At 72.8% G+C, this 11113-nt stretch carries 11 protein-coding genes and 1 pseudogene; 7 read left to right on the forward strand and 5 right to left on the reverse strand.

Going from position 1 to position 11113, the window contains the following annotated elements:
- The first annotated feature begins 12 nt into the window (after window positions 1-12).
- From H4687_RS32340 to H4687_RS32355, 4 genes are all read left to right on the forward strand, one after another.
- Window positions 13-780: an enoyl-CoA hydratase/isomerase family protein gene (locus H4687_RS32340; RefSeq protein WP_050398013.1), complete on the forward strand. Its 768-nt coding sequence runs from the start codon at window positions 13-15 to the stop codon at window positions 778-780.
- 368 nt (window positions 781-1148) lie between these two features.
- Complete coding sequence (locus H4687_RS32345; RefSeq protein WP_050398014.1) at window positions 1149-1652, forward strand: ATP-binding protein; 504 nt, start codon at window positions 1149-1151, stop codon at window positions 1650-1652.
- A 100-nt stretch (window positions 1653-1752) separates the two neighbouring features.
- Window positions 1753-2994, forward strand: coding sequence for a YVTN family beta-propeller repeat protein (locus H4687_RS32350; RefSeq protein ID WP_373560615.1), 1242 nt, complete (start codon window positions 1753-1755; stop codon window positions 2992-2994).
- A gap of 126 nt (window positions 2995-3120) precedes the next feature.
- On the forward strand, window positions 3121-3744 hold the full coding sequence (locus tag H4687_RS32355) for an ADP-ribosyltransferase (RefSeq protein ID WP_050398017.1): 624 nt from the start codon (window positions 3121-3123) through the stop codon (window positions 3742-3744).
- A gap of 38 nt (window positions 3745-3782) precedes the next feature.
- Here H4687_RS32355 and H4687_RS32360 read toward each other — a convergent pair whose 3' ends face one another.
- Window positions 3783-4418: a GNAT family N-acetyltransferase gene (locus H4687_RS32360; protein ID WP_050398015.1), complete on the reverse strand. Its 636-nt coding sequence runs from the start codon at window positions 4416-4418 to the stop codon at window positions 3783-3785.
- A 59-nt stretch (window positions 4419-4477) separates the two neighbouring features.
- Between H4687_RS32360 and H4687_RS32365 the strand changes: the two are divergent.
- The 3 genes and pseudogenes from H4687_RS32365 to H4687_RS32375 all read left to right on the forward strand — a co-directional run bounded on the left by H4687_RS32365 (window position 4478) and on the right by H4687_RS32375 (window position 6561).
- Window positions 4478-5387, forward strand: a pseudogene (locus H4687_RS32365) (helix-turn-helix domain-containing protein).
- Between the two features lie 71 nt (window positions 5388-5458).
- The gene (locus H4687_RS32370) at window positions 5459-5671 is read left to right on the forward strand and encodes an EF-hand domain-containing protein (protein WP_045563253.1); all 213 of its coding nucleotides are present in this window, start codon (window positions 5459-5461) and stop codon (window positions 5669-5671) included.
- Window positions 5672-5898: 227 nt separating this feature from the next.
- On the forward strand, window positions 5899-6561 hold the full coding sequence (locus H4687_RS32375; protein WP_046916459.1) for an NADPH-dependent F420 reductase: 663 nt from the start codon (window positions 5899-5901) through the stop codon (window positions 6559-6561).
- 65 nt (window positions 6562-6626) lie between these two features.
- On the opposite strand, the gene H4687_RS32380 is transcribed toward H4687_RS32375, so the two are convergent.
- The 4 genes from H4687_RS32380 to H4687_RS32395 are packed head-to-tail and all read right to left on the reverse strand — an operon-like array spanning window position 6627 to window position 11065.
- Complete coding sequence (locus H4687_RS32380; protein WP_050398016.1) at window positions 6627-8075, reverse strand: NADase-type glycan-binding domain-containing protein; 1449 nt, start codon at window positions 8073-8075, stop codon at window positions 6627-6629.
- Window positions 8072-8629: a phage tail protein gene (locus H4687_RS32385; RefSeq protein WP_005480077.1), complete on the reverse strand. Its 558-nt coding sequence runs from the start codon at window positions 8627-8629 to the stop codon at window positions 8072-8074. Before H4687_RS32385 ends, H4687_RS32380 begins: the two co-directional genes overlap by 4 nt.
- A gap of 34 nt (window positions 8630-8663) precedes the next feature.
- Window positions 8664-10622: a putative baseplate assembly protein gene (locus H4687_RS32390; protein WP_046916641.1), complete on the reverse strand. Its 1959-nt coding sequence runs from the start codon at window positions 10620-10622 to the stop codon at window positions 8664-8666.
- Complete coding sequence (locus H4687_RS32395) at window positions 10622-11065, reverse strand: GPW/gp25 family protein (protein ID WP_046916642.1); 444 nt, start codon at window positions 11063-11065, stop codon at window positions 10622-10624. Before H4687_RS32395 ends, H4687_RS32390 begins: the two co-directional genes overlap by 1 nt.
- Window positions 11066-11113: the final 48 nt, after the last annotated feature.

Genomic DNA, 11113 nt, shown 5'->3' on the forward strand with positions numbered 1-11113 from the left:
TAACCTGCCCTCATGACTGTGCATCTCGAAGTCGCCGAGGGCGTCGGCACCATCCGCCTCGACCGGCCGCCCATGAACGCCCTGGACGTCGCCACCCAGGACCGCCTCAAGGAACTCGCCGAGGAGGCCACGCGCCGCGACGACGTCCGCGCGGTGGTGATCTACGGCGGGGAGAAGGTCTTCGCGGCCGGTGCCGACATCAAGGAGATGCAGGACATGGACCACGCGGCGATGGTCGCGCGGTCCCGTGACCTGCAGGACTCCTTCAGCGCCGTGGCCCGCATCCCCAAGCCGGTCGTCGCGGCCGTCACCGGCTACGCGCTGGGCGGCGGTTGCGAGCTGGCGCTGTGCGCGGACTACCGGATCGCCGGGGAGAACGCGAAGCTCGGCCAGCCGGAGATCCTGCTCGGCGTGATCCCGGGAGCGGGCGGCACCCAGCGGCTCGCCCGGCTCATCGGCCCCTCCAAGGCCAAGGACCTCATCTTCACCGGCCGGATGGTCAAGGCGGACGAGGCCCTCACGCTCGGCCTGGTCGACCGTGTCGTCCCGGCCGACGAGGTGTACACCGCCGCGCACGAGTGGGCCGCCCGGCTGGCGAAGGGTCCGGCCATCGCGCTGCGGGCCGCCAAGGAGTCGATCGACGCGGGTCTGGAGACCGACCTGGAGACCGGGCTCGCCATCGAGCGGAACTGGTTCGCGGGGCTGTTCGCCACGGAGGACCGTGAGCGTGGGATGCGGAGCTTCGTGGAGGAAGGGCCGGGCAAGGCGAAGTTCGTCTGAGCGCGCGGGGGCGGGGCCGGGCAAGGCGAAGTTCGTCTGAGCGCGCGGGGGCGGGGCGGGGCGAGGGGCCGGGGGACGTGTCGGAATCCGGCCCACAAGTTCCGCCGACGGGCTCGCGGTTCGCGATGCGTGACCCGCGTCCCCCGAAGGGGCGGTCTGTCCGAGCCTTAAGGCAGCCTTAACAGAGCCTTGCCCAAGGCTCGTGTCGTTGACCGAAGTTCAGAGTGTTCACGCAGGTCGGACGGGCTCTCGTGGGCGACTTGCTGCCTCTGGCATATGTCACCCGAAAGTCCCGGAATGGTTGGTTCCGGGGGTTGTATTCCTGCGGAACGGCCCCGGAAGGGGTCCGGGGCGGCCATGATGGGGGCATGGCGGGGCTGGAGGGTATCGAACAGCCGCGGCGGCACGGGAGTGCGACCGCGGCGCGTTGGTCACCTGCGATCGAGGACGAACGGGCGCAGAAGGCACTGGAGTTGTTCGGCAACCCGACCGAGGCGGAGGTCCCGCTGCCGTCCCGTCCCGAGTCCGCCGCCACGGCCCGCAGGCTCGCCCAGGTCGTCGTCCTGCGCCAGTGGCGGCTCTCGCCGAAGATGACCGAGGACGCGGTCCTGCTCGTCTCCGAACTCGTCGGCAACGCCGTACGGCACACCGGCGCCCGTGTCTTCGGGCTCCGCATGCGCCGCCGGCCGGGCTGGATCCGTATCGAGGTCCGCGACCCCTCGCGCGGACTGCCCTGTCTGATGCCGGTGCAGGAGACGGACCTCAGCGGGCGGGGCCTGTTCCTGGTGGACAAGCTCTCGGACCGCTGGGGGGTCGACCTGCTGCCGCGCGGGAAGACGACGTGGTTCGAGATGCGCGTCGCCGACCGGTGACGACGCGGACGGTCAGGGCACCCGACGGCACCCGCCACGCGCATCTCCGTCGATCGGGCCAATCGCCGGAATTCCCACCGAACCTCCCTATAAAGGTCGCGTGACCACGCCCCGCACCTCCCTCATGCAGCGCAATCTCATGCAGCGCAATCTCGTGCAGCGCGCCCTTCTCGCGGCCGTCGTTCTCGCCGCCGTGGCCGCGTGCGGCGCCGGGGCCGGGCCCACCGGGCACGAGCAGCGGATCCGGGCCGACCGGGCCGCCGCCGAAGCCGAGGCGGCCGAGCGGAAGAAGAGACAGCGGACGGTGGTCCGGGGCCTGCGCGGCATGCCGCCCGTGCTGGACCCCAAGGACGTCTACGCCGCCGACCGCCCGAACCGGCTCTCCCCGGTGGTCGAGGACTTCCCGTCCCGGGTGTACGTCCCCAACAGCGAGTCCGACACCGTCACCGTGATCGACCCGGAGACGTACGAGATCACCGAGACGATCCCGGTGGGCCGCCAGCCCCAGCACGTGGTGCCCTCCTGGGACCTGAAGACCCTGTGGGTCAACAACAACCGGGGTCACACCCTCACCCCCATCGACCCGGCGACGGGGAAGGCGGGCGAGCCGGTCGAGGTGCACGACCCCTACAACCTGTACTTCACGCCCGACGGGAAGTACGCCGTCGTCATGGCCTCCCTCGACCGCGAACTCGTCTTCCGCGACCCGCACACCATGAAGCGGGTCAGGACCGAGCCGGTCAGCTGTTACGGCGTCAACCACGCCGACTTCTCCCTCGACGGCACGTACTTCATCGTGTCGTGCGAGTTCAGCGGCGAGCTGCTGAAGGTCGACACCGCGCGGATGAAGGTCGTCGGGCAGCAGAAACTGCCGTTCGAGGGGGCCATGCCGCAGGACGTGAAGCTCTCCCCGGACGGCAAGCGCTTCTACATCGCCGACATGATGGCCGACGGCATGTGGGTCCTGGACGGCGACACCTTCGACGAACCGAAGCTCCTGCCCACGGGAAAGGGCACCCACGGCCTGTACATCGGCCGCGACTCCCGCGAGATGTACGTCTCCAACCGGGGCGAGGGCACGGTCTCCGTCTTCGACTTCACCGAGGACAAGCTCACGAAGAAGTGGCACCTCCCCGACGGCGGCAGCCCCGACATGGGCGGCGTCTCCGCCGACGGCAAGGTCCTGTGGCTCTCAGGCCGCTACGACTCCGAGGTGTACGCCCTCGACACCCGCACCGGGGAGCAGCTCGCCCGCATCCCCGTCGGCAGCGGCCCGCACGGCCTCGCGGTGTACCCGCAGCCCGGCCGCTACTCGCTCGGCCACACGGGCATCTTCCGGTGACGGCCCCGCATCTTCCGGTGGCGGCCCGGCACCTCCCGGCGACACCTGACAACCGGGCGGTCTGACACGCCTCCGTACGAGTGAGGGTCCACGGCCCGGCACCGCGCGGCCGAGATCGTGCTGGGCATGATCACCACCAGTCTGCGGCGCCGGGCCGCCGCCGTCGTCCTGTCCCTCTCCGCCGTCTTCGCGACCTCCGCCGCGACCGCTCCGGCACAGACCCCCGCCGCGAACCCCGCCGCGGCCCCGGCCGGGGCCGCCGCCCCCGCCTGCCCCCGGTTCGCCGACCCGGTCCACGCCGCCGCCGACCGCCGCGTGGACGTCGACCGCATCACCCCCGAGCCGGTCTGGCGCACCACCTGCGCCACCCTGTACCGCAGCGACAGCCGGGGCCCGGCGATCGTCTTCGCGCAGGGCTTCCTGCCGAGGGACGTCATCGACGGGCAGTACGACATCGAGCAGTACGTCCTGGTCAACCAGCCCTCGCCGTACGTCTCCACGACCTACGACCACGACCTGTACAAGACCTGGTACAAGTCCGGCTACAACTACTACATCGACGCCCCCGGCGGCGTGGACGTCAACCGGACCATCGGGGACCAGCACAAGTGGGCCGACCAGGTGGAGGTCGCCTTCCCCGGCGGCATCCGGACGGAGTTCGTCATCGGTGTCTGTCCGGTCGACAAGAAGACCAGGACGGAGAAGATGAGCGAGTGCGAGAGCAACCCGCACTACGTGCCCTGGCACTGACCCCGCCCCCTCCCCCCCCGCCCGCTGGGCCGGTGGTCCTAGCGGGCGCTGAGCAGCAGCTCCGAGCCCACCGGTACGTACCCGGCCGACTGGAACGCCCGCACGCTGCGGGCGTTCCCCGGCGCGATCTGCGCCCACAGCGGCTCGGCGACGAGATGCCGCGCCGCCCTCACCAGCGACCGGCCGAGCCCTTGGTGCCGTACGCCCTCGTCCACCTCCACCGACACCTCCAGCCGGCCGGCGATCCCGCGCCCCGTCGTCAGGACACCGCCGTCCGTCGCGAAGACCCGTACGCCGTCACGGCGCCGTCGCGCGTACGCGACACGGGGGTGTCCGGCGTCCTCGATCTCCTTCAGCCGCAGCGGCGGCTCGCCCGGCAGGGGCGCGGCGACCAGCATCATGTCGATGGTCTCGGTCGTGCGGCCCGTGCGTTCCATGAGGGCCGCCAGGAACCGTGGGTTCAGGCTCGCGGACATCGGGTCGCACTCCGTGGCCGCCAGCCTCTCGTGCACCCACCGGGGGTCCTCGTCCGTGAAGACCACGGAGTGCCCCGTGAAGCACAGGACACCCGCGTCCCGGGGGGAGACCTGCGCGACGACGGTCGTACGACCGTCCGCCGGAGGGAAGTCCCCCCGGGCCACCCCGTCCAGCACGTCCCGCAAGCTCTCCGCCACCGGACTCCTCCGCCCCGCTCCTTGAGTCTCCACCCACTGGAGGGCCCACACTCGCAGACATGATCGAAAACGGCACCGGCCTTTTCACCGTCGGGCAGCTCGCCCGGGGCTCCGGCCCTGTCCGTCCGCACGATCCGCTACTGGTCGGACGAGGGCGTCCTCAGCCCGGTCGCCCGCGGCACGGGAGGCTACCGGCCGTACGACGCGGCCTGTGTGGCCCGGCTCGAACTCATCCGCTGCGGGAGCCGGGCCTCGGCCTCGACCACGTACGGCGGGTGCGCGCGGGCGAGACGACCGTCGCGGAGGTGGCGGCCACGCACGTGGCCGCGCTGGACGCGCAGATCAGGGCCCTGAAGGTGGCCCGGGCGGTGCTGTCGACCGTGGCGCGACGCGGCTCGACCGCGCAGGAGGCGACACTGATGAACAGACTGGCCCGGCTGTCCGCCGCCGAACGGGGGCGGATCATCGACGACTTCATGGAGGAGAGCGTCGGAGGGCTCGACACGGCCGACCCCGACATCCGTACGCGGCTCAGGTTCAGCCTCGCGGATCTGCCGGAGGACCCGACGCCCGAGCAGGTGGACGCCTGGGTGGAGCCGGCCGAGATGCTCCAGGACCCGGGGTTCCGGGCGCGGATGCGCGAGACGGTCGAGTTCAACGCGGCGGACCGGGGCCGGAGGTGCCGTCGGGTACCTCCCTGTGGTTCATGAGCCGCCTGGTGCAGCTCGCCGGGGAGGCGCTGCGCGGCGGTGTCGACCCCGCCTCGCCCGCCGCCGAGGGGGTGCTGGCCGGGCTGCTCGGCGACACCGACCGGGCCGCCATGCTGCAGCGGGTCACCTCGGCGGCCCACGCCGATCCGGCCCGGTTCCGGGAGCTGGCCTCGCTGGTACGGGGCGTCGAGCCGCTGTCGGCACCCAGGAGGAGTTCGCGTGGGTGGTCGCCGCACTCCGGGCTCGCACGGCCGGTTAATCTGACCTGCGTCAGTAGGACCGTAGGCAGGACTGCCCGCAACGGGCAGGGCACCAAGAAGGGGCGGATCGGTGGCGGACATCGAGGCAGCGCGCAAGGAGTTCCAGCGGATCGACGCGGACGGGGACGGGTTCATCACCGCCGCGGAGTTCAAGACCGCCCTGGCCCAGGAGGGCGACTGGAACGTCACCGAGTCCGTGGCGGAGGTCATCATCCGCACCCGTGACCTCAACGGGGACAAGCTCCTGTCGTTCGACGAGTTCTGGGCCCACCTGAACAAGTGAGCCCGGGGGCCGAGGGGCGCCTTCCGTCGCGTACGACGGGGGTGCCCCTTCGTCGTATCGAGTGCTGAGGGCTGGGGCCGTCGGCCGGAGGGGGCGGAGCGCCGGAATAGCGCGGGACACTCCGAGGTTGCCGAGTAGTGCATGCACGTGCATGCATATGTGGAACCCTCGGGACACTCGAACGTCTCGACTCCCCGGAACACCCCGAACGCGAAGGGCGGCCTGACATGAAGATCGGCATCATCGGCGCGGGCAACATCGGCGGCAACCTCACCCGGCGGCTCACCGCCCTCGGCCACGAGGTCTCCGTCGCCAACTCCCGCGGCCCCCAGACCCTCACCGAACTGGCCGAGGAGACGGGCGCGACCCCGGTCACGGTGGAGGAGGCGGCCCGCGGCGCCGAGGTCGTGGTGATCACGATCCCGCTGAAGGCGGTGCCGGATCTGCCCTCCGGCCTCCTCGACGCGGCGGCGGACGGCGTCGCCGTCATCGACACCGGCAACTACTACCCGCGCCAGCGCGACGGCAGGATCGCCGCGATCGAGGACGACGGCCTCACCGAGAGCCGCTGGACCGAACAGCACCTGGGCCACCCCGTGGTCAAGGCCTTCAACGGCACCTACGCCCAGGACATCCTCGACCGCCACCGTCCCGCCGGCGCCCCCGACCGCGTCGCCCTCCCCGTCGCCGGCGACGACGAGACGGCCAAGGCGAAGATCCGCGCCCTCATCGACGAACTCGGCTTCGACACGGTGGACGCCGGCGGCCTCGACGACTCCTGGCGCCAGCAGCCGGACACCCCCGTCTACGGCCTCCGGGGCGACACCGAGGCCGTGACCAAGGCCCTGGCCGAGGCTTCGCCGGAACGTACGCCGGACTTCCGGGGCTAGGACGAGCGGGCCGGCGGGTCGGCCGCCGGCCCGGTCCCCGCCCGCCCCTCGCGTCCCCTTCCCCGCTAGCTGTTGCCGTTCGAGCGGCCGAAGAACTCGATCTCCGCTATCGCGACCTGCTTCTTGTCGTCGGCCCCGTAGGAGGAGCGGATGGTGAAGCGGACGGACTTGGCGTCACCCACGCGGAACTTGCGGCTCTGGCCGCCGGCGGCCTGGTCGAGGGTGAGGATCTTGGTGGACGTGGAGCCGTCGGCGGCGGTGATGGTCGCCTCGATGCGGTGCGGGCGGGCCGACTCCGCGCGCTGGTCCGCCTGCTTGGAGACACCCGGCGTGATGACCACGTCCAGCAGCCGGGTGGGCTCCTCGAATTCGGCCTCCAGCCACTCTCCCTCGCCGGACTGGGTGACACCCGGGCCCCACCACGTGTTGCTGTACGTGTCGAAGGCCAGGGCCGGCTTGTGCCCGGGGAACGAGCGGGACGCCTTGAAGCTGTCCGGGACGACCGACGCGCGCTTGGCGAAGTGGTCGCGGGCCGCCCGGTAGCCGTCGTCGGCCTGGAAGGCCAGGGTGACGATCAGGGTGAGGACGAGGGCGGCGACCACCCAGTTGAGGATGCGGCCGAAGCCGCGGCGCAGACGGGGGCGGTCACCGGCCCACGGGGTCTGCGTGTCGCGGCCGTTCAGCATCCGGCGCCACCACGGGAGCCGTCCCGGTGTCTGCGCACGGCCGGCCATGGGCATCGCGCAGCGCGCGCAGAAGTGCCGGTCCGGCCGGGTGGGGGTCCCGCACCACGGGCAGGGCACACCACCCTCCATGCCGAACTCCGGGCCAGGGGTGCGCACTTGAGGTCGCTGCACGTCCGGTCGGCCCGGCAGCACGGGCGCGACGGCCGGCTCCGCGGGGGCACGGGGCTCGGGGTCGGCGACGGGGACGAGGAGTGACCTGGCCCGGTCGGCGTCGGAGGGGGAGGGAGCCGGGGGTGGTGAGGCCGGGGTGGGGAGGGGGGTGGTGGGGGCTTCGTCGTCGGGGTGCGGGGCCGGGTGGGGCGTGGCGGTCACCGCCGGGGCGTGGGTGGTGTCCCCCGGGGCAGGGGCAGGGGCAGGGGCAGGGGCAGGGGCGGTGGCGGCGGGGGGCGCGTCCGTGCGGACCGCCGTGCCGGTGTCGGGGGTGGCCGCGGTCGTCGCCGTCTGGGCCGGGTCGTGACCGGTGCGGGCCGTGCCCGTGCCGGCGCCCGGCAGAGCGAAGGCGTCCCAGCCGCGCTCGTCGTCGGCCGGTGCGCTCCCGGCGGGAACCGGGGCCGGGGCACTCGTACGTGCCGCGTCAGCGTCCGCGGGGGCGGCGGCCGGGCGGTCGTCGGCCTCGCTCCTGGCGCTGCCCGTGGTCGCTCGGGCCGGGGTTCCGGACCAGCCGAGCACCGCGCCGCAGGCGTCGCAGAAGGACTGGCCGGGCTCCCCGCGGGTTCCGCATTCGGCGCAGCTCTGGGCCTGGCCGGTGCCGGGGGTCGGGCTGGTCATCTCTCGGGGATCCTTTCGGCGGCGGTCACCTGGACCGTGTAGGGCATGTGGGCGGGGCGGGCGGCGGCGACGAGGCTGTCCAGCCGGTGTTCGTCCGCGGGGGTGGGGTCGGGCAGGCGCAGGGTCACGTGCAGGCGCGGGCGGGTTTCCCCGGGGACAGGGCCGAGGGGACGGGCGTCCCAGGCGGCGGCGCCGCTCTCGGTGATCTCCGGGGTCACACCGAACACCAGGCGTACGGCCTCGGACAGGCCGCGCCGGGTGCCGCGTACGCGGTGCAGATACGCGGCGGCGGCGACAGCGGCGCGCAGCCGGGCCTCCGGTTCCGTGCCGTCGGTCTCGGCGCCCACCCAGCCGGCGAGCCACTGGGTGAAGTCCACGGGGGCCAGGGACGGCCTGAAGTAGGAGTCCAGGCAGTCGAGGACGGACAGGATCGGGGCGATGACGTCGTCCAGACCGCCGACGAAGCGCTGGGCGAGGTCGTCGTCTGCGAAGACGGCGGGGAGCATCGCGCCGATGGGGTGAGAGGAGCCGAGACCGTCGATGGAGCCTCTCACCGGCGCTCGCCTCCCGTGCCCGGGAGCCCGGGGCTCACGGCTTGTCCCCGATCACGCGGACCCGGTGGTCGAAGGAGAACACCAGCGACGGGGGCGAGAGGTCGATGCGGTTGGTGGGGTCGCCCCGTTTGCCGGTGAGGGGGTCGGCGGGGTGCAGCTGGACGTCGTCGACGAGTTCGACGCCGGGCACCCGCTGGAGGACGGCGAAGACCTCGCCGGACTGGACCGGGCGGCCGAAGGGCCAGCCGCGGCCGTCGGCGCCGCCGGTCAGCGGGTCGAGGTGGCGGTAGAGCGCGTCGTGGGCCTGACGGCGCACCCGGTCGGTGTCGGTGCCCCGGAAGGCGTGCAGCGTCGCGACGACGGTGACGCCCTGGTAGAAGGGCGGGCCGACGGCCAACCGCGTGCCGATCAGGCGGCGTTCGTCCAGGTGACGGGTGATGCGGCGCAACAGCGCGTCGCCGGGCACCAGTTGCTCGAAGCGCAGTCGGCCCCCCGGGTCGGGAACCGCCTGCGGGACCACCAGCACCCGCACCGCGTACGCCCCGTGCTCGCCCTCCTCGCCCTCCAGGCAGGTGATGCGGGCGGTCTCGGGGGCCGCGCGGCGGGCGAGTTCCTCGTAGTCCCGCAGGGTCACCGCGCGCTCCTGGGCGCGCAGCGTGATCGGCGCCCGGACCTTCGCCTCCTCCACGGTCTCCGCGTCCACACCGCCGCGCGCCGCCTCCCGGTTGACGACCTCGGAGACGTACGGGACGGAGGTGCGCAGCACCCGGATGGCGCCCCGGGCCACGTTCCCGGCCCGGCCGCCGCCGGTGCGATAGCGCACCGCGCGGATGACGGCGCCCTTGGGCGCGACGGCCCCGTACGAGCGCAGGGTGCCGTCGGGCTCCCGTACGGCCGGGCCGAAGGCGATCTCGCCGGTGGCGGAGTCCAGGGTGATGTGGCGGTCGTAGGAGGTGGACGCGGCGAAGGACGGGACGACGTCCCAGTCGGTCCAGCCGTCGTGCTCGGCGGTCTGCAGCAGCACGGGCGGGGTGTCGCCCACCACCGGGAAGTGGGCGAGGCGCAGCCGCTGACCGGGCAGGCCGGTGGACTCGCCGAGGGCCTCGTCGTACACGGTCTCGGCGTGGACGGCGGTCGTGGTGCCGCCGATGGTGAAGGCCTCGGCGGCGCGGACGGTCGGCGAGGTGGTGTAGAAGGGCTGGCCGGGCAGGGGTTCGGTGACCCGGCAGCGCAGCCAGCCGGCCTCCTGTCCGCCGGTGCGGGACAGGGTGTGCCCGCCGGGCATGTGCAGGACCACCTCGCCCGGCCGGTTCAGGCCGCCCGTGCCGTCACGGTCGACCTCGCACTCCGTCCAGCCGTCCTCGGTCCACGCCTCCCAGACCAGCGGCGGCTGCCGCGGGTCCACGCCGACGCCGTCGACCACGCTGTCCAGCTCCAGCACGATCGCGCAGTACGGGACGGCGGCGGTGAGCCCGAACAGCACACCGTCGCCGGGCCGCGGGGACTCGGCGAAGCACATCAGGTCCTTGCCCTCGGCGAGGTCGGCCGTCCGGTCGGTGACCGGCTCACCGGGCCGCTGGGTCACCAGGTGGCGCAACGCGCAGGGTACGACGGACAGTTCGCGCTCGGTGGCGAAGACGACCGCCTCCTCGCTCTCGGTGCGCAGCGTGGCGACCTCGGTGCCCACCGGCAGCGGCACCGGCTCCTCCTGCGGCGCCGACAGCCAGAACGTCACGTCCGTACGGGCGGCCGAGGGCGGGAAGAGGGTGATGCCCACCAGGTCCAGGAACGCCAGATGGTTCTTCTCCGGCACCCGGTTGAGCCGGTAGACGATCTGGTCGGCCATGTGGGCGACCGTCTCCACCAGGGTGACACCGGGGTCGGAGACGTTGTGGTCGGTCCACTCCGGCGCCCGCTGCTGGATGTAGCGCTTGGCGTCGTCCACGAACTGCTGGAAACGCCGGTCGTCGAGGTTCGGGGAGGGCAGGGCCATCAGCGGTCGCTTTCGGGACGGTCGGAGCCTTCGGGAGCGAGGTCCGGCTCGTCGTGGGAGGGGATGACGTAGAACGGGAAGACCAGGCTGCGCGGGTTGTTGGTGCCGCGGATCGCGTAGCGGACGTCGATGAAGAGGACGCCCTGGTCGGCGCCCGCCGTCACCTCGACGTCGGTCACCTCGATCCGCGGCTCCCAGCGGTCGAGGCTCGTGTACACCTCGTGCTGGATACGGCCGGCCGTGGCCTCGTTGACCGGCGCGAACACCAGGTCGTGGATGGCGCAGCCGAACTCGGGGCGCATCGGCCGCTCGCCCGGCGCGGTGGCCAGGACGAGCCGGATGGCCTCCTCGACCTCGCGCTCCCCGCTGACCAGGGCGATGCCCCCGGTGGGCCCGATGCGCAGCGGGAACGCCCAGCCGGATCCGACGAACTGCTCGGCCATCAGCGGGCCACCCCTCTTTCTGGGACGTACGACTTCTCGGCCGACGTG

Origin of the sequence: Streptomyces stelliscabiei (assembly GCF_014873495.1) — a bacterium.
Classification (GTDB): Bacteria; Actinomycetota; Actinomycetes; order Streptomycetales; family Streptomycetaceae; genus Streptomyces; species Streptomyces bottropensis.